This is a genomic window from Micromonospora sp. B9E7, assembly GCF_039871815.1.
GTDB lineage: Bacteria > Actinomycetota > Actinomycetes > Mycobacteriales > Micromonosporaceae > Micromonospora.
The window spans coordinates 227,667-246,250 of the sequence record NZ_JBDPLX010000008.1 but is presented as its reverse complement, the minus strand read 5'-3'; the positions used below and the strand labels follow the sequence as shown (position 1 = coordinate 246,250).

At 70.9% G+C, this 18,584-nt stretch carries 13 protein-coding genes and 1 tRNA gene; 9 read left to right on the top strand and 5 right to left on the bottom strand.

The window, feature by feature from the left end; genetic code table 11:
* Positions 1-14: 14 nt before the first annotated feature.
* The 5 genes from ABGB10_RS16205 to ABGB10_RS16185 form a co-directional block, all read right to left on the bottom strand.
* A complete protein-coding gene (locus ABGB10_RS16205; RefSeq protein WP_347661652.1) occupies positions 15-1,022 on the bottom strand; it encodes an RNA polymerase subunit sigma-70 in 1,008 nt (335 codons plus the stop codon).
* A gap of 393 nt (positions 1,023-1,415) precedes the next feature.
* Positions 1,416-1,487: transfer RNA gene (locus ABGB10_RS16200), tRNA-Arg, on the bottom strand.
* 203 nt (positions 1,488-1,690) lie between these two features.
* A complete protein-coding gene (locus ABGB10_RS16195; protein ID WP_347661720.1) occupies positions 1,691-2,383 on the bottom strand; it encodes a winged helix-turn-helix domain-containing protein in 693 nt (230 codons plus the stop codon).
* A gap of 445 nt (positions 2,384-2,828) precedes the next feature.
* Positions 2,829-3,497 carry a DUF305 domain-containing protein gene (locus ABGB10_RS16190; RefSeq protein ID WP_347661651.1) on the bottom strand — a complete coding sequence of 223 codons (669 nt, stop codon included), beginning with the start codon at positions 3,495-3,497 and terminating at the stop codon, positions 2,829-2,831.
* 8 nt (positions 3,498-3,505) lie between these two features.
* Positions 3,506-4,315: a DUF3105 domain-containing protein gene (locus ABGB10_RS16185; protein ID WP_347661650.1), complete on the bottom strand. Its 810-nt coding sequence runs from the start codon at positions 4,313-4,315 to the stop codon at positions 3,506-3,508.
* Between the two features lie 97 nt (positions 4,316-4,412).
* Here ABGB10_RS16185 and argS point away from each other — a divergent pair, with 97 nt between their 5' ends.
* The 9 genes from argS (at position 4,413) to rho (ending at position 18,521) form a co-directional block, all read left to right on the top strand.
* Positions 4,413-6,080 carry an arginine--tRNA ligase gene (gene argS, locus ABGB10_RS16180; protein WP_347661649.1) on the top strand — a complete coding sequence of 556 codons (1,668 nt, stop codon included), beginning with the start codon at positions 4,413-4,415 and terminating at the stop codon, positions 6,078-6,080.
* Between the two features lies 1 nt (position 6,081).
* Entirely contained in the window at positions 6,082-7,467 is a 1,386-nt protein-coding gene (lysA, locus tag ABGB10_RS16175) for a diaminopimelate decarboxylase (RefSeq protein ID WP_347661648.1), read from the top strand.
* 8 nt (positions 7,468-7,475) lie between these two features.
* Positions 7,476-8,786, top strand: coding sequence for a homoserine dehydrogenase (locus tag ABGB10_RS16170; protein ID WP_347661719.1), 1,311 nt, complete (start codon positions 7,476-7,478; stop codon positions 8,784-8,786).
* 139 nt (positions 8,787-8,925) lie between these two features.
* A complete protein-coding gene (gene thrC, locus ABGB10_RS16165; RefSeq protein ID WP_347661647.1) occupies positions 8,926-9,975 on the top strand; it encodes a threonine synthase in 1,050 nt (349 codons plus the stop codon).
* Positions 9,976-10,115: 140 nt separating this feature from the next.
* Complete coding sequence (locus tag ABGB10_RS16160; protein WP_347661646.1) at positions 10,116-13,394, top strand: efflux RND transporter permease subunit; 3,279 nt, start codon at positions 10,116-10,118, stop codon at positions 13,392-13,394.
* 314 nt (positions 13,395-13,708) lie between these two features.
* Positions 13,709-13,852 carry a hypothetical protein gene (locus tag ABGB10_RS16155; RefSeq protein WP_347661645.1) on the top strand — a complete coding sequence of 48 codons (144 nt, stop codon included), beginning with the start codon at positions 13,709-13,711 and terminating at the stop codon, positions 13,850-13,852.
* Between the two features lie 11 nt (positions 13,853-13,863).
* Positions 13,864-15,108 carry an MFS transporter gene (locus ABGB10_RS16150; protein ID WP_347661644.1) on the top strand — a complete coding sequence of 415 codons (1,245 nt, stop codon included), beginning with the start codon at positions 13,864-13,866 and terminating at the stop codon, positions 15,106-15,108.
* Between the two features lie 64 nt (positions 15,109-15,172).
* On the top strand, positions 15,173-16,117 hold the full coding sequence (gene thrB / locus ABGB10_RS16145) for a homoserine kinase (protein WP_347661643.1): 945 nt from the start codon (positions 15,173-15,175) through the stop codon (positions 16,115-16,117).
* Positions 16,118-16,412: 295 nt separating this feature from the next.
* Positions 16,413-18,521: a transcription termination factor Rho gene (gene rho / locus ABGB10_RS16140; RefSeq protein WP_347661642.1), complete on the top strand. Its 2,109-nt coding sequence runs from the start codon at positions 16,413-16,415 to the stop codon at positions 18,519-18,521.
* The last annotated feature ends 63 nt before the right edge of the window (positions 18,522-18,584 follow it).

The window sequence follows — 18,584 nt, the reverse complement described above, 5'->3', positions numbered from 1 at the left end:
GGGGAATTGCCCGATCACAGTGTCGGGGGCATGTCCAGCCATGGTTTGTCGGTGGCGTCGAATCCGGTGAGCTCGGCGATCTTCCCGTCGACGATGTGCAGGACCGCGATGGTGAACAACCGGTACTCCGGGTCGTCAGGGGTGCGGAGGTATAGCGCGGCGGCGGGCATGCGGTTGACCGTCGTGGCGATACAGTGCCAGTCGTCGTAGCCGGGCTGGAAGAGCCCACCGGAGACCCAGCCGTCCACCGCGTCCTTGGCCGTGATGACCGAGGTGCCCGCCTCGGGCAGCATCACGAAGCGCAGGTCGTCGCGCAGCAGGGACATCAGCCCGTCGAGGTCGTTGCGCTCATGGGCGTCGATGTACGACTTCACCACGCCGCGCTCGCCATTCGACAGCTCGTGGGCGCCGGGCCTCCGCCAGTCGAGACGACGGTCGCGCAGCTGCTCGCGCATCGTCACGCGCGCCCGCTGCAGCGCGCTGGTCACCGATGCGATGGTCAGATCGAGGGCGTCGGCGGCCTTCGACGCCGGCCAGCCGACGACGTCGCGCAGGATGAACACCGCCCGCTGCCGCGGCGGCAGGTGCTGGACGGCGACGATGAACGCCAGCTCGATCGTCTCCCGCGCCACCACCGATTCCTGCGGGTCCTCGGGGAGCATCCGGTCGGGGTACGGCTGCAGGTACAGCACCTCGGAGCTGGAGTCCGACAGCCCGGACGGTACGGGTGTGCGGTCATTGCGCTTCTCCAGGAAGTCAAGGCAGGCGTTCGTCGCGATTCGGTACAGCCAGGTCCGCAGCGCAGCGTGGCCCTTGAACGACTCCCGCTTGTCCCACGCTCGCAGGAACGTCTCCTGCGTCATGTCCTGGGCGTCCTCGTAGTTCGCAAGCATCCGGTAGCAGTGCACCTGCAGCTCACGCCGGTGGCGTTCCGTGATGAGCGCAAACCGCGCCGTATCGCCTGAGCGAACCACCGCGATGAACGAGGCCTCGTCAGTGCCCAGCGGTCTAGCGTCGGTCATGGTCACCAATCCTTCCACCGGTGCGAGGGGGCTACCAGAACCGACGACGTGGCGGAAGAATTCTGATCGGTGAGGCCGCTGACACCGGGGCCACTTCAGCGTGCCGACATCAGGCAGGACGCCGGCCGGATGAGAGCCACACCAAGTTACGGTGGGCAGCCGCGACAGGAGCGATCCCTCCGGTCATTTGACCAAGCCTGGCTGGGCTGCGGTCGTACCGCCAGTCACCATGTGGCAGCGATCCCGGCGCGTTCCGCGCCCGTACATCGAGCCAACGCGAGGATGCCCCCAGCCGCTCGGCTGGGGGCATCCTCGAACATCTATTCGAACGCGAAACCGGCCTCTGCGATCAGTGATCGGCCGGCCACGCTGCTCGTTGGCAGTTCTGTGAGGTGCCCCCGGCAGGATTCGAACCTGCGCCCCCGCCTCCGGAGGGCGGTGCTCTATCCCCTGAGCTACGGGGGCTCAGCGACTGGAGAAGACTAGCAAACCTCCCCTCCGTACGCCGAATCGGTATCGGGTGGGCCGATCGTGTCGGCGACCGGCCCACCCAGCGACCGGCCTGCTGCCGCTTCGCCCGGTGGTCGGGCTCGTGGTTGATCCGCGCGGTGGCCGGTGTTGCTGTCGTTCCGCGCGGTGTCGGGCTGTTGCCGCTACCGCCCCGCCGGTCAGGCCGCTACCGCCCGGCCGCAACTGGGCAGCGGGTGCAGGACGATCCGACGCGGGAGACGACGCGGCCACTCGTTGCGCGGCCAGGACCCGTCCACGATCAGGTGCACGGTGCGCTCCTCCTCGCCGCTGAGCCGCAGCACGAAGTCGCGGGGGAGTGGCGGGTCCACCGTCGGCGTGGTGATCATGAAGCGCACCCGACCGCGGGACGAGACCGCCGAGATCACATCTGCTGCCGGCATGGTGCCGCGCAGTCGGACCCGACCGATCCAGTAGACCTCCGAGAGGTGCTCCTGGGCGGCCCGGGTGATCGCCGGGTACTCGCTGCGAACCCACCGCTCCACCGCGCTGACGCAGAGCCCGCAGGCGCGCTCGCGCGGCTCGCGGGGCCCCAACCCCCAGGCCCGCAGGTACGCCCCGACGGCGCCAGCGTCCAGCGGGAGGTCGAAGCGCCGCTGGATGAGCGTGGTGAGGCTCTGCCTCGTCCACAGCTCCTCGTCCAGGCCGAACTCGTCCGGGTGGACGCCCCGCAGCGCGTCGATCAGTTCGAGTTCCTGTTCGCGGCTGAGCATTCCCGGCTCGCCCTGCCGCTGTCCGCGACGGACGGCTGCCACCGCCCCGTCACCACCGATGGTGTGGCGTCGGCACCAACTGGTGACCGAACGCCGTGCGTCTCTGAGTGCAACCCCCACGTCTTGGGCAACGAGCCCGAATCGCAACTGGTCACGATATGTGGGGAGAAAACTCTCTAAGCAACGTAATCGCCTGTGCCGGCCAAAAGGCCCACAAGGGACATGTTGGGCGATACAGGGCAGGTCACCTCGGGGCGCGACTTGATCGACTCGGGTTCCCGAAACTCGGGGTGTCTCCGCGCGGTGATAGCACGGGTTCCCTGAAGCGCGAGTCGATCACGGCCGGTGGCCCGGTTCGGTGGCTTGGTTCCCGCTGGTCCGCGCCTGCTTGGTCCGGTACCCGCCGGTGGGGTGCCCGCTGGTCCGCTGCCCCGCTCCAGGTCGCCGAAATGGCGGTGTCCGGACGCCCGAACACCGCCATATCGGCAACCTGGTGTGGATCTTGCGGACCTCGGCGTCGCTGGCCTCGGCATGAGGCGGGCCCGGGGAGTGCCTGTCCGGTCGGTCAGCCCTTGGCCTGCGCCTGGAGTTGGCGGAGGTTGTTCAGCTCGGTCTGCTGGGTGGCCTTCATGGTCTTCGCCACCCGCAGCACCTCGGCGTTGTCGGTCGCGCCGAGCGCCGCGTCGATCATGTGGATGCCGCCCAGGTGGTGGTCGTACATCAGGGTGAGGAACTGTCGGTCGACCTCGATGCCCTGAGCGTTGCGCAGGGCGGTCATCTGCTGCGGCGTGGCCATCCCCGGCATCAGGCCGTCCTTGACGGTGGCACCGTCGGACATCCACGACATTGGCGGCTTCGACCCGGTCGGGCTCAGGCCCCACTCGCGTAGCCATGTCTGCATGGCACCGATCTCGCCCTGCTGCCCGGTGGCGATGTCGACGGCGATCTGCCGCACCTCGGGGAGGGTCGCCGACCGGTACGCGATCAGGCTCATCTCCACCGCCTGCGCGTGGTGGGTCGTCATGTCCCGGGCGAAGCCCGCCTCGACCGACGAGTCACCGGGCCTGGTGAGCCGGGGGGTGAGCAGGCCGCCCGCGTACCCGAGGAGCAGCCCCACCACCACCATGATGGCGAGCGCCAGCACGCCGTAGCGCGCCGCCGGGGCCCGACCGCCCTCGTCCGGGACGGTCGGGATGTCGTCGTACTCGCTGTCGGTGGTGGTGGGGGCGGTCATCGCGGTCCTTACTGGGTGGGCTGCTGCTGGAGCTCACGCGGCGTGGTGCCGGTGGCGGTGATGCCGGTGTTGCAGAGCGCCGTGGGGCCCTCGACGGAGGCGTTCACCCGCAGGTCCTTGATGAACTCGTCGATCCGCTTGTCGTCGGCGTTGTCGACCTTGAGCTGGTAGCCCCACGCCTGCAGCGAGATCGGCTTGTCCAGGCCCTCGTACGGGCTCATCAGCGTCTTCTCGACGCCGCGCACCTTGCTGGCGAGCTTGTCGACCTGGTCCTGGGGCAGGTCCGGGCGGTAGGTGATCCACACCGCGCCGTGCTCCAGGCTGTGCACCGCGTGCTCGCTGGCGATCGGGGCGTCGTAGACGTCACCCATGCAGTTCTGCCAGGCGGCGTTGTGCACCCCGCCCACCGGCGGCGAGTAGTTCCAGGTCAGCGGGCCGGACTTGTGCGACTCGTACTTCAGGCTGTCCGGGTCGGACTTGCGGATGTTGACGATGCCGTCGATGGCGTTGGCCCGCTTGTCCCACGGCTTGGAGCCCTGGAACGATGCCCAGGCGCCGTACCCGATGATGCCGGCCGCGAGCACGCCCACGGCGACGAAGAGCGCGATCGGGCCCCAGGCCCGACCCTGGCTCACCTTGACCGGGGTGACCGGCTTGCGCGGGCCCTTGCCACCTGCCCGGGGCGTGCCTGACGGCTTGCCCGCCGGCTTGCCGGAACCGGCCTTGGCGCCGGACGCCGGCCGGCCCGCGGCCGGCTTCTTGCCGGTGCTGACCACGGTCGGGCGGCGCTCAGGGCCACCCGGGGTGCTGATGCTCATCGTGCCTCGTCAAGTCGGTCGGTCAGGGGAGTGGCGGGCCGGATGACGCGCAGGGGAGCCGCCGAGTGCCCGAGTCTACCCCCGATAACATGGTTGGGTGACTCCTGCAGAACTAGCCTCGGTCGTCCTTGCCGCCGCCCACGCCGTCTTCGAGCAGCGTGGGCTCGACCGCGCCGCGCTGCCGGCGAGCACGGTGGTGGAGCGACCGCGCAACCCCGAGCACGGCGACTACGCCTCGACGCTCGCTCTGCAGTTGAGTAAGAAGGTGGGCGTTCCGCCCCGGGAGCTGGCGACTGCGCTGGCCGACGAGCTGGGTCGGGCAGCAGGTGTCAAATCGGTGGAAATCGCCGGTCCGGGCTTCCTGAACATCCGGCTCGACGCGGCCGCCGCCGGTCAGCTCGCCCGGGTGATCGTCGAGGCCGGCGCGGAGTACGGCCGCAGCGACCGGCTCGCCGGCGAGAAGATCAACCTGGAGTTCGTCTCGGCCAACCCCACCGGCCCCGTGCACATCGGCGGGGTCCGCTGGGCGGCCGTCGGCGACGCGCTGAGCCGGCTGCTGCGGGCCACCGGCGCCGACGTCGGCACGGAGTACTACTTCAACGACGCCGGTGCGCAGATCGACCGGTTCGCCCGGTCACTGCTCGCCGCCGCCAAGGGTGAGCCGGCGCCGGAGGACGGCTACGGCGGGGCGTACATCGCCGAGATCGCCACCGAGGTGCAGGCCCGCCGGCCGGAGGTGCGCTCACTCGACGACGACGCCGCCCAGGAGGTCTTCCGGGTCGAGGGCGTCGCGTTGATGTTCGACGAGATCCGCTCCTCGCTGCGTGACTTCGGGGTGGAGTTCGACACCTACTTCAACGAGAAGGACCTGCACGACCGGGGTGAGCTCGACCTGGCGTTGAACCGGCTGCGCGAGCAGGGGCACCTCTACGAGTCCGAGGGCGCGACCTGGCTGCGCACCACCGACTTCGGTGACGACAAGGACCGGGTGCTGCGCAAGTCCAACGGTGAGTGGACGTACTTCGCCGCGGACTGCGCCTACTACCTGGACAAGCGGGAGCGTGGCTTCGAGCGGGTCGTGATCATGTTGGGCGCCGACCACCACGGCTACATCGGTCGGATGAAGGCGATGGCGGCCTGCTTCGGCGACGACCCGGAGCGCAACCTGGAGATCCTCATCGGGCAGCTGGTCAACCTGCTGCGCGACGGCGCCCCGATGCGGATGAGCAAGCGGGCCGGCACCGTGATCACCCTTGAGGACCTGGTCGAGGCGATCGGCGTGGACGCCTCCCGGTACGCGTTGGCCCGCTACTCCAGCGACTCCCCGATCGACATCGACATCGAGCTGTGGACGCGAGCGACCCGCGACAACCCGGTCTACTACGTGCAGTACGTCGCCGCCCGGACGGCGGGCGTGGCCCGTAACGCCGCCGAGGTGGGGCTGGTCCCGGGTGACGCCGACGCGTTCCGTCCCGAGCTGCTCGACCACGAGAAGGAGAACGAGCTGCTCAAGGCGCTCGCCGAGTTCCCCGCGGTGGTGGCCACGGCCGCCGAGCTGCGGGAGCCGCACCGGGTGGCCCGCTACCTGGAGGAGGGCGTGGCCGCCTCCTACCACCGCTTCTACGACAACTGTCGGGTGCTGCCGCTGGGCGACGAGGACGTCACCGACCTGCACCGCGCCCGGCTGTGGCTCAACAACGCCACCCGCACGGTGATCGCCAACGGCCTGCACCTGCTCGGCGTCTCCGCCCCCGAGAGGATGTGACATGCGGGCTCACGAGGCTGGTGCGCTGCACGCGGACATCAGCAAGCAGGGGCCGGCGTGGCTGCGTACCCCGGAAGACGTGAACGCCCTGATGCCGGCGCTGTGGCCGCGCAGCGTGACGCGCGGCGCGGACGGCGCGGTCGCCGTCGCGGGCCTGAGCGTCCGCGACATCGCGGCCGAGTTCGGCACCCCGGTGTACGTCCTCGACGAGGACGACCTGCGTTCGCGCTGCCGTGACTTCCGGGCGGCCTTCCCGACCGAGGACGTCTTCTACGCGGGCAAGGCGTTCCTCTGCCGCGCGGTGGTCCGGATGATCGCCGAGGAGGGGCTGCACCTGGACGTCTGCACCGGTGGTGAGCTGGCCACCGCGTTGTCGGCCGGGATGCCGCCGGAGCGGATCGGCTTCCACGGCAACAACAAGTCGGTCGCCGAGCTGGGCCGGGCGCTGGACGCCGGGGTGGGCCGGATCATCGTCGACTCGTTCACCGAGATCGACCGGCTCACCGCGCTGGCCCGCGAGCGCGGGGTACGGCCCCGGGTGCTGGTCCGGGTGACGGTGGGCGTCGAGGCGCACACCCACGAGTTCATCGCCACCGCCCACGAGGACCAGAAGTTCGGGTTCTCGCTGGCCGGTGGTGCCGCCGCGAACGCCGCCTTCAAGATCCTCGACGAGGGTGTGCTGGAGCTGCGCGGCCTGCACTCGCACATCGGTTCGCAGATCTTCGACGCCAGCGGCTTCGAGGTCTCGGCCCGCCGGGTGCTCGCCCTGCAGGCGCAGATCCGCGACGCGCGCGGGGTGGAGCTTCCCGAGCTGGACCTGGGCGGCGGCTTCGGCATCGCCTACACCACCCAGGACGACCCGGCCACACCGCAGGATCTGGCCAAGCGGCTTCGCAAGATCGTCGATTCGGAGTGCGCGGCGGAGAACCTGGCCGTGCCGCACCTGTCGATCGAGCCGGGCCGGGCCATCGTCGGGCCGGCCGTGTTCACCCTCTACGAGGTCGGCACGGTCAAGGACCTCGACGGCATCCGGACGTACGTCAGCGTCGACGGCGGGATGAGCGACAACATCCGTACCGCCCTGTACGACGCGTCCTACTCGGCGACGCTGGCCTCGCGGGCCTCGGGCGCGCAGCCGATGCTCGCCCGCGTGGTGGGAAAGCACTGTGAGTCCGGGGACATCGTGGTGAAGGATGAATTCCTGCCCGCCGACGTGCAGCCCGGAGATCTTGTCGCGGTGCCCGGCACCGGTGCGTACTGCCGGAGCATGGCCAGCAACTACAACCATGTGCCGCGTCCACCTGTGGTCGCGGTACGCGACGGCCAGGCACGCCTGATCGTCCGGCGGGAAACCGAAGAGGACCTGCTCGCATTGGATGTTGGATGACGTCACCTGTGCGCTTGGCGCTGCTCGGCTGCGGCACGGTCGGCCAGGAGGTGGTCCGCCTGCTGCACGAGCAGTCGGCCGACCTGGCCGCGCGGATCGGCGCTCCGCTGGAGATCGCCGGCATCGCCGTGCGTCGGCTCGGCCGCGACCGGGGTGACCTGCCGGTCGACGAGGACCTGTTCACCACCGACGCGCTCGGCCTGATCAAGCGCGACGACGTGGACGTGGTGGTCGAGGTGGTCGGCGGCATCGAGCCAGCCCGAGGCTGGCTGGTCGAGGCGCTGCGCGCCGGCAAGAGCGTGGTCACCGCCAACAAGGCACTGCTCGCCGAGGACGGCGTGGCACTGCACGAGGCGGCGGCCGAGGGCGGCGGCGACCTCTACTACGAGGCGTCCGTGGCCGGGGCCATCCCGCTGCTGCGCCCGCTGCGCGAGTCGCTGCACGGGGACCGGATCAACCGGGTCACCGGCATCGTCAACGGCACCACCAACTTCATCCTCTCCGCGATGGACGCGACCGGCGCAGGCTTCGCCGAGGCACTGGAAGAGGCAACCGCACTGGGGTACGCGGAGGCCGACCCGACCGCCGACGTCGAGGGCTTCGACGCGGCGGCGAAGGCGGCGATCCTCGCCTCGCTGGCGTTCCACACCCGGGTCGGCGCGGCCGACGTGCACCGGGAGGGCATCACCGAGGTGACCGCCGCGGACATGGCCAGCGCCCAGGCGATGGGCTGCACGATCAAGCTGCTCTGCATCGCGGCCCGGGGCGTCGACCCCACCGGCCGGGAGACCGTCAGCGTCCGGGTGCACCCGGCGATGATCCCGCGCAGCCACCCGCTGGCCAGCGTCGGTGACGCGTTCAACGCGGTCTTCGTGGAGGCGGACGCCGCCGGGCAGCTGATGTTCTACGGCCGAGGTGCCGGGGGCGCGCCGACCGCGAGCGCGGTGCTCGGCGACGTGGTCGCGGTGTCCCGCAACCGGCTCGCCGGGGTGCGCGCGGCCAGCGAGAGCGCGTACGCGGACCTGTCGGTACGCCCGATGGGCGAGGCGTTGACCCGCTACCACGTCAGCCTCGACGTGGCCGACCGCCCGGGTGTGCTGGCCTCGGTGGCGGGCGTGTTCGCCCGGCACGACGTGTCCATCGCCACCGTCCGGCAGGGCTCGGCTGGTGGGGCTCCCGGCCGGGACGGCGACGCGGAGCTGGTCATCGTCACCCACGTGGCACCGGACGCAGCGCTCGCCGCGACCGTGGGCGAGCTGCGCGGTCTGGACATTGTCCGGTCGGTGACCAGTGTGCTGCGGGTCGAGGGCGGCGTCTGAGTCGTTGGACCATCGACGGGGCGGCTCGCGCGTCCCGCCAGGTGGGTAAGCCGGGGTGTGCCATCGACCGCTGCGGAAGGCTGGTCCAAGGTGGCCCTGATGCCGGGTCGGCGCGGTGGGTAGAGGCGAGGAGAACGACATGTGGCGGGGTCTGATCGAGGCGTACCGGGATCGGCTGCCGGTCACCGCGGCCACGCCTGTCGTCACGCTGCACGAGGGGAACACCCCGCTGTTGCCCGCGCCGGTGCTGTCCGCCCGGATCGGGTGCGACGTGCACCTGAAGGTGGAGGGCGCCAACCCGACCGGCTCGTTCAAGGACCGGGGCATGACCCTGGCGGTGTCCAAGGCGGTCGAGGCCGGCAACAAGGCGATCATCTGCGCCTCCACCGGCAACACCAGCGCCTCCGCCGCGGCGTACGCGGCGCGGGCCGGGCTGACCTGCGCGGTGCTGGTGCCGCAGGGCAAGATCGCACTGGGCAAGCTGGCCCAGGCGCTGGTGCACGGCGCGAAGCTCCTCCAGGTGAGCGGCAACTTCGACGACTGCCTGTCGCTCGCCGCGAAGCTGGCCCAGGACCACCCGGTCGCGTTGGTCAACTCGGTCAACATCGACCGGCTGCACGGCCAGAAGACCGCCGCGTTCGAGATCGTCGAGGCGCTCGGTGACGCGCCCGACATCCACTGCCTGCCGGTCGGCAACGCCGGCAACATCTCCGCCTACTGGATGGGATACGCCGAGGAGCGGGACGCCGGCACCACCACCCGGACGCCGAAGATGTACGGCTTCCAGGCCGCCGGGGCGGCCCCGATCGTGACCGGCCAGGTGGTGCCGGAGCCGTCGACCATCGCCACGGCGATCCGGATCGGCAACCCGGCGAGCTGGACCAAGGCGTTGGACGCCCGGGACGCCTCCGGTGGGCTGATCGCCGCGGTGACCGACCGGGAGATCCTCTCCGCGTACCGGCTGCTCGCCCGTGAGGTGGGGGTCTTCGTCGAGTTGGGCAGCGCGGCCAGCGTGGCCGGCCTGCTCCAACAGGCCGCGGCGGGCGCGGTGCCGCCCGGTTCGACGGTGGTGTGCACGGTGACCGGCCACGGGTTGAAGGACCCGGAGTGGGCGATCTCCACCGCGCCGGCCCCGTTGACCATCGCGAACGACCCGATGGCGGCGGCCCGCGCTCTCGACCTGGCCTGAGCGCGCCACCGCCCGGTCGTGACCGGCGAGGCCGGCCGGTCCTCGGGACGGGCGTGGGGGCGGCGGGGGTTCTGGTGATCGTGTCCGGCACACTTTCACGTATCCCCGCCCGCATTCTCGTTCAGGAGTGAACCAGGCCGATGTCGCTGCTCGCCAGATTCAGCCTCGCCAACCGAGGGCTGATCGCCCTCATCGCGGTGGTGACCACGGTGTTCGGAGCGTTCGCCGTGCCGTCGCTGAAGCAGCAACTGCTGCCGTCGCTCGAGTTCCCGGCCGCGTTCATCGTGGCCGCCTACCCCGGTGCCGGTCCCGAGATCGTCGAGTCCCAGGTGACCGAGCCGATCGAGAACGCCCTCCAGGGCATCCCGGGCCTCGACAACATCACCTCCACGTCCCGTGAGGGGTCGGCCACCGTCCAGGTGACGTACGAGTTCGGCACCGACCTGGACGACGTGGTCAACAAGATGCAGACCGCGTTGAGCCGGATCGACGCCCAGCTGCCGGAGAGCGTCGACCCGCAGGTCATCGCGGGTAGCACCGACGACCTTCCGGCGGTGGTGCTGGCCGCGGCCGGCACGGCCGACGAGCGGGCGCTCGCCGAGAAGCTGCGCGCGACGGTGGTGCCCGAGCTGGAGGGCATCGAGGGGGTACGCACCGTCGAGGTGACCGGCACCCGTGACGACGTCGTGGTGGTCACCCCGGACCCGGCGAAGCTGGCGGCGGCGCAGATCCAGCCGACGGCGATCGGCGCGGCGCTGAAGACGAACGGCGTGGCGGTTCCCGCCGGCGCGGTGACCAGCGGGGCGTTGACCCTCCCGGTCCAGGTCGGCTCGCCGATCGGCACCATCGAGGACCTGCGCGGCATCGTGGTCGCCCCGGGCGCGGCACCCGTCCGCCTCGGCGACGTGGCGACGGTCGAGCAGCAGCTCGCCCCGGCCACCGCGATCACCCGTACCAACGGCAAGGACAGCCTCGGCGTCGCCGTCACCGCCTCGCCGGACGGCAACGCCGTGCAGATCTCGCACGAGATCCGCGACCGGCTCGCCGACCTGAAGGACGCCTCCGGCGCGGACCTGACGGTCGTCTTCGACCAGGCGCCGTTCGTCGAGAAGTCGATCGAGTCGTTGACCACCGAGGGCCTGCTCGGCCTGGTGATGGCGGTCATCGTGATCCTGGTCTTCCTGCTGTCGGTGCGCTCGACGGTGGTCACCGCGGTCTCCATCCCGCTCTCCGTACTCGTCGCACTGATCGCTCTCTGGATCGGTGACTACTCGCTCAACCTGCTCACCCTCGGCGCGTTGACCATCGCGGTGGGCCGCGTGGTGGACGACTCGATCGTGGTGTTGGAGAACATCAAACGACATCTCGAGTACGGCGAGGAGAAGCGGCACGCCATCATCACCGGCGTCCGCGAGGTGGCCGGCGCGGTGACCGCGTCCACCCTCACCACGGTGGCGGTGTTCGCGCCGATCGCGCTGGTCGGCGGGTTCGTGGGCCAGCTCTTCGCGCCGTTCGCGATCACCGTGACGGTGGCCCTGCTCGCGTCGCTGCTGGTTTCGCTGACCGTGATCCCGGTGCTCGCTTACTGGTTCCTCAAGCCGCGCGGCGGCACCGAGGACGACGAGGCGGTGCGGCGCGTCGCGGAGGAGAAGGAGTTGCGCAGCCCGTTGCAGCGGGCGTACCTGCCGGTGATCGGCTTCGCCACCCGCAAGCGGTCGACCCGCTGGATCACCGTCGGGGTCGGTCTGCTGGTGCTCTTCGGCACCTTCGGCCTGGCGCAGAAGCTGGAAACCAACTTCCTGGACGACTCCGGCCAGGACACCCTGAACATGAGCCAGGAGTTGCCGGCCGGCAGTGGGCTGGCGGCCACCGACGCGGCGGCCAAGCAGGTCGAGTCGGTGCTGTCCCGCACCAAGGGCGTCGAGACGTACCAGGTGACCGCCGGCGCCGGGGACAACCCGTGGGCGGGTGGCGGCGGCAACAACGTCGCGAACTGGTCGCTGGCGCTCGACGGTGAGACCGACGCCAAGCAGATGCGCGAGGTGCTGCGCAAGGAGTTCGACAAGCTCGGCACCGGCGTGGGTGAGATCAGCTTCGGTGGTGGGCAGGAGGCGTCCACCAGCCAGCTTGAGGTCATCGTCCAGGCCAGCGACCCGGAGGTGCTGACCCGGGCCGCCGAGGAGGCCCGGGCGGCGATGGCCGGTGTCCCGGACGTCGAGGACGTCTCCACCAGCCTGGCCGAGCGGGTGCCGCGGGTCGACGTGACCGTCGACCGGGTCGCCGCCGGCCGGGTCGGGCTCACCGAGGCCGCTGTCGGGCAGTTGGTGTCGCAGGCGTTCCGGGGCGCGCCGTTGGGGCAGGTCGCGCTCGACGGCCAGCAGCAGAACGTGGTGCTGCGGCTGGGAACGAAGCCGCCGATGACGGTGGAGGAACTGCGGGCGATGCCGGTGGGTCCGGTCAAGCTGGACGACATCGCGGATGTCACGCAGGGCGAGGGGCCGCAGCAGGTCACCCGGATCGATGGTGAGCGCAGCGTGTCGGTCACCGGCGCGGCCACCGGATCGAACCTGGGCGCGACCAGCACGGAGTTGCAGAAGCGCCTGGATGGCATCGACGTGCCGGGTGCCAGCTTCACCATCGGTGGCGTCAGCGCGGACCAGGCCGACGCATTCGGGGACCTGGGCCTGGCGGTGCTGGCCGCCATCGCGATCGTCTTCCTGATCATGGTGGCCACGTTCCGCAGCCTCACCCAGTCGCTGATCCTGCTGATCTCCATCCCGTTCGCGTCGACCGGCGCGATCGGCCTGCTGCTGATCACCGGGACGCCGCTCGGCGTACCGGCGTTGATCGGTGTGCTGATGTTGGTCGGCATCGTGGTGACCAACGCGATCGTCCTGCTCGACCTGATCAACCAGTACCGTGCGCAGGGCATGGGCGTCCGCGAGGCGGTGGTCGAGGGCGGCCGACGCCGACTGCGTCCCATCCTGATGACCGCGGTGGCGACCATCTTCGCGCTGCTGCCGATGGCGCTCGGGTTGACCGGTGAGGGCGGCTTCATCTCGCAGCCGCTGGCGGTCGTGGTGATCGGTGGTCTGCTCAGCTCGACGTTGCTCACGCTGATCCTGGTGCCGACGCTGTACACCATGGTGGAGCACACCAAGGAGTCGCTGCGGAACCGGCGTGACCGGCGGCGTTCCGGCAAGCCGGAGGTGGACGCGGCGGAAACCGACGAGGGGGCTGCCCCGAACCAGGTCGCGGTGCCGAGCGGCGCGTCGACCCCGGCCGCGACCGAGGGTACGAAGCCGGCAACGCGTCCCGCCCCGTCGGCCGCGCTGGTGGAGGGCACGGACCAGTTCGAGGTGCTGCGGCTGCCGCGCAGTCGCACCTCGCCGCTGCCTCCGTCGGAGCCCACGGAGTAGGTCCGGCCGCATCTCGAGACGCCCCCGGCAGGGATCTGCCGGGGGCGTTTCCGGTTTTTCCGGTCAAGACACTCCGATCCGACCGGCCCTGGACTGCGCGTAACGTCTTGCATACTCCAAGTAGATGTATGGGGGTGTGGGTGATTCAGGGCGGGCGGACGGTCGAGGGCGCGCGGGTGGTTGCGGCGCGACCTGCTGCGCCGCAGCCTCCTGGTCGCCGGCGGTGTGGCGGTCGGTGTGGGGACGGCCGAGCGGTGGTGGAGCGCTCATCGTCGGCACCACTCGACGGCGGCCCCGCACCACAGTGGACGCCAATGGTGCTCGACACCCTGGCCCGGCACCGGGTCGCGCTGCGCGGCCTGACCGACATGATCAACGGACTACGGGCCCGCGGCTACACCCTCGTGACCGTCTCCGCGCTGCTGGGAGCAGGCGTAGCCCTCACCCCGACCAGGTAGGGTGCCGCTCCGTGGCGTCCACCCTCTCGGTTCTGACCGGCAATCGGAGCTTCCGCAATCTCTTCCTCGCCGAGTTGGTGGTCTTCGGCGCCGACTGGTTCGTCATGGTGCCGCTGCTGGTGTTGCTGCCACACCTGACCGGCAGCGGAGTCTGGGGCGCACTGGTGTTGGCGGTGGACACCGGCATCGTGGCGCTGTTGCTGCCGTACACCGGCACGATCGCCGACCGCTTCGACCGGCGGAAGATCATGATCGCCGCGAACGTGGCCGCGCTCGCGGGCGTACTGCTGCTGCTCGGAGTCCGAGGTGCGGGAACCGCCTGGTTGGCACTGGTCGCGATCGGCGTGGTCGCGGTCGCCAAGGCGTTCTACTCGCCGGCCGCCCAGGCCGCGCTGCCCAACGTGCTGGAGCCGCACGAACTGGCCGCCGGTAACGCCGTGGCCGGCTCCGCCTGGGGCACCATGACCGTGGTCGGTGCCTCGCTCGGCGGCGTGCTCAGCACCTTCGCCGGCCCGTACGCCTGCTTCTGGGTGGCGGCGGTGGGCCTGGCACTGGCCGCGGGCCTCGCCACCCGGATCCGCCGGCCCCTCCAGGCGCCCCGGGACGCCAACCGACCGGCCCAGCGGACCTGGGCGGCAGTCCGTGAGGCGCTCGCCTACATCGGGCACCGGCCTCGGGTGCTCGCGCTGGTCACGGTGAAGTCGGCGGTCGGCCTGGGCAACGGCGTGCTGACCGTGTTCCCGTTGCTGGCCGGCGTGTACGGAGTCGGCCCGCTGGGCGCCGGTCTGCTCTTCGCCGTACGCGGAGCCGGAGCGTTGGTGGGCCCGATCCTGATGCGTCGGGTGCTGACCAACCGAGCCTGGCTGCTGCCCGGGCTCGCGCTGTCCATGGCGTTCTACGGGCTGTCCTACCTGGGCACATCGGTCGTCCGGTGGTTCCCGCTGGTGCTGCTGCTGGTCTTCGTGGCGCACTTCGCGGGCGGCAGCAACTGGGTGATATCCAACTTCGCCCTCCAGGGTGAGGTCCCGGACCACCTGCGGGGGCGCGTCTTCGCCACCGACATGATGCTCGCGACGCTGGCGATCTCGGTGAGCCAACTGGCGGTGGCCCTGGTGGTCGACGTGGTCGACGAACGGGTCGTGCTCGCCGGCTGCGGGCTGATCACCCTCGTCTACGCCGTCGGCTGGCGGATCGCCACCCGCCGACTCTCGCTCACCGACCCGGCCGCCGACCCGGTCACGGGCACCGCCGCCTGAAGCGGGCGGTCCCAGGCTGCGGACGCGGGACCGGATCGTCGGTGCCGGGCCCTAGCATGAGCGCGTGCCGACGAACTTCACCGCCGGGCCGGTTCGTGTCCGGGTCCCCGCGACCAGCGCCAACCTGGGCCCCGGCTTCGACGCGTTGGGTCTCGCTCTCGGGCTCTACGACGACCTCGCCGCCGAGGTCGCGCCGGGTGGGGTCCGGGTGACGGTGACCGGGCAGGGCGCCGGCGAGCTGCCCGACGACGACCGGCACCTGGTGGTGCGCGCCATGCGCGCCGCCTTCGACGTCCTCGGCGCCCAGCCCGGGGGGTTGAGCGTGGAGTGCGTCAACCGGATCCCCCAGGCACGAGGGCTCGGCTCCTCGTCCGCCGCGATCGTCGCCGGGGTGTTGCTGGCCCGCGCCCTGCTCACCGACGGGGAGAGCCGGCTGGACGACGCCGGCGTGCTCCGGCTGGCCGCCGAGATCGAGGGCCATCCCGACAACGTCGCGCCCTGCCTGCTCGGGGGCTTCACGGTGGCCTGGTCCGAGCCGACAGGCGCCCGGGCGGTGTCCCTGCCGGTCGCCGACGGGGTGCGGCCGGTCGTCTTCGTGCCGGCGGAGCACGGATTGACCGCCACCGCACGGGCCGCGTTGCCGGTTTCCGTTCCGCACGGCGACGCCGCGTTGACTGCCGGACGGGCCGCGTTGCTGGTGCACGCGCTCACCGCCGACCCGACCCTGCTGGTGCCGGCCACCGTCGACCGGCTCCACCAGGATTACCGCGCAGCCGGGATGCCGGCTACGTCTTCCCTGGTCAGCGCGTTGCGAGCGGCTGGTGTGGCGGCTGTGGTCAGTGGGGCCGGTCCGACTGTGCTGGCGCTCAGCGAGCCTCCAGCGAGCTTTCCGGTGGGAACAGACTGGCAGATCTGGCAGTTACCGATAGACGTCAGCGGCGCCCGGGTTGCCCGGGGTAGACTGGGACACGCCGAGCGGGACCCTGTTGCCGCAGGTCGGAAGAGTTGATTACGCTCTAGACCTAGCACAGCCGCGAAGCACGCGATCTCCTGCGGGGCGGCGCACCCCCGAAGCTCTCGGCGGTCAGCCCGTCAACCCCTGCCAAGGCCCACGCCGCGCCGCAGTTTCCACAGGTCGCCGCAGACGGCGAGACCTGCTCACCGACGTTGGTGAGTCGGGAAACCACCGGCTGCTGTGTCACAGACTCCCGCGACGCGTCCTTGCGAGGCGGGTGCACCGAGGCCGCCCGGCCACCTGAGTTCCGACTCCGGGCAGTCCCGGCCTTATCGAGGGAAGGAATCCATTGAGCGACACCACCGACGTGACGTCGGATGTTTCCAACGTCGCTGGCGATGCCACCGCCGCCGCTCCCGCCCGTCGTCGGCGTAGCGGCACCGGTCTGTCGGCGATGCTGCTGCCAGAGCTGCAGAGCCTGGCTGCGTCGCTCGGCATCTCCGGCACGGCTCGCATGCGTAAGGGCGAGCTGATCGCCGCGATCTCCGAGCGGCAGGGCGGCAACGCCGCCGGGACCCCTCGACCACGGGCCGAGGTCGCGGCCGCGGCCGCTCCCACCCGTGAGGGTGTGCGCGCCGACGTGCGGGAGACCGCCGACCGGCCGGCAGCCGAAGGGCGCGGCGCCGAGCAGGCGTCGGCCGAGCCGGCCACCGAGACCGAGGGCCGTGGCCGCACCCGGCGGAGCCGCGCCGCAGCGGCCGAGTCGCGTCCGACCGAGTCGCGTGCGGCGGAGTCGCGTCCGACCGAGTCGCGTACTGATGAGGCGGACGCCAGCGAGCGGGCCGACCGTGGCGAGAACCGCCGCGAGCGGGCCGAGCGTCCGGAGCGGGGCGACCGTGCTGAGCGGGCCGAGCGTCCGGAGCGGGGCGACCGTGCTGAGCGGGCCGAGCGTCCGGAGCGGGGCGACCGTGCCGAGCGGGGCGACCGTGCGGACCGTGGTGAGCGGGCCGAGCGCAACGAGCGGGGCGAACGCGCCGAGCGTGGAGAGCGGGCCGAGCGCAACGACCGCGGCGAGCGTGCCGAGCGGGCCGACCGTAACGACCGTTCGGACCGCAACGACCGTTCGGACCGTAACGACCGGGGCGACCGTAACGACCGGGGTCAGCGTGCCGAGCGGGACAGCGACGACGACGACGGCGAGGGCGGTGGTCGGCGCGGCCGGCGCAGCCGTTTCCGGGACCGTCGCCGTGGGCGCGGCGAGCGCACCGAGACCGGTGGCGACACCGGTGGGCGTGAGCCGCAGGTCAGCGAGGACGACGTGCTCGTCCCGGTGGCCGGCATCATCGACGTGCTCGACAACTACGCCTTCGTGCGGACGACCGGCTACCTGGCCGGCCCGAACGACGTGTACGTCTCGATGTCCCAGATCAAGAAGTACGGTCTGCGCCGCGGTGACGCGATCACCGGTGCGGTGCGGGCGGCCCGCGAGGGCGGAAACAGCGGCGACCAGCGGCGGGACAAGTACAACCCGCTGATGCGGCTGGACACGATCAACGGGATGGAACCGGAGGAGGCCCGGCGTCGGCCGGAGTTCTACAAGCTCACTCCGCTCTACCCGCAGGAGCGCCTGCGCCTGGAGACCGAGCCGCACATCCTGACCACCCGGGTCATCGACCTGGTCATGCCGATCGGCAAGGGCCAGCGGGCACTCATCCAGTCGCCGCCCAAGGCGGGTAAGACGATGGTGCTGCAGGCGATCGCCAACGCGATCACCCGCAACAACCCGGAGTGCCACCTGATGGTGGTGCTGGTGGACGAGCGGCCCGAAGAGGTCACCGACATGCAGCGGTCGATCAAGGGCGAGGTCATCGCGGCCACGTTCGACCGTCCGCCGCAGGACCACACCACGGTGGCCGAGCTGGCCATCGAGCGGGCCAAGCGCCTGGTCGAGCTTGGACACGACGTGGTCGTGCTGCTCGACTCGGTGACCCGTCTCGGTCGGTCGTACAACCTGGCTGCTCCGGCCAGTGGCCGGATCATGTCGGGTGGTATCGACTCCACCGCGCTCTACCCGCCGAAGCGCTTCCTCGGCGCGGCCCGCAACATCGAGAACGGCGGGTCGTTGACCATCATCGCCACGGCGCTGGTGGAGACCGGTTCCATGGCGGACACGGTCATCTTCGAGGAGTTCAAGGGCACCGGTAACGCGGAGCTGAAGCTGGACCGGAAGATCGCCGACAAGCGGACCTTCCCGGCCATCGACATCAACCCGTCCGGTACGCGTAAGGAGGAGGTCCTGCTCGCACCCGAAGAGCTGGCCATCATCCACAAGCTCCGGAAGGTGCTGCACTCGCTGGACTCGCAGGCGGCCATGGACCTGCTGCTGGACCGGCTCAAGCAGTCCCGCACCAACATCGAGTTCCTGATGCAGATCGCGAAGTCGACGCCCGGGGAGTAACCCTTCCCCGGGTGAGGCGAAGGGGCACGGCCGCACCGGTCGTGCCCCTTCGTCATGTCCCCG

Excerpts from the sequence above, each read along its gene's own strand:
- ABGB10_RS16205 (WP_347661652.1), bottom strand. The coding sequence starts at position 1,022 with ATGACCGACGCTAGACCGCTGGGCACTGACGAGGCCTCGTTCATCGCG.
- ABGB10_RS16190 (WP_347661651.1), bottom strand. The coding sequence starts at position 3,497 with ATGACCGCCCCCACCACCACCGACAGCGAGTACGACGACATCCCGACC.
- ABGB10_RS16185 (WP_347661650.1), bottom strand. The coding sequence starts at position 4,315 with ATGAGCATCAGCACCCCGGGTGGCCCTGAGCGCCGCCCGACCGTGGTC.
- lysA (WP_347661648.1), top strand. The coding sequence starts at position 6,082 with ATGCGGGCTCACGAGGCTGGTGCGCTGCACGCGGACATCAGCAAGCAG.
- thrC (WP_347661647.1), top strand. The coding sequence starts at position 8,926 with ATGTGGCGGGGTCTGATCGAGGCGTACCGGGATCGGCTGCCGGTCACC.
- ABGB10_RS16160 (WP_347661646.1), top strand. The coding sequence starts at position 10,116 with ATGTCGCTGCTCGCCAGATTCAGCCTCGCCAACCGAGGGCTGATCGCC.
- ABGB10_RS16155 (WP_347661645.1), top strand. The coding sequence starts at position 13,709 with ATGGTGCTCGACACCCTGGCCCGGCACCGGGTCGCGCTGCGCGGCCTG.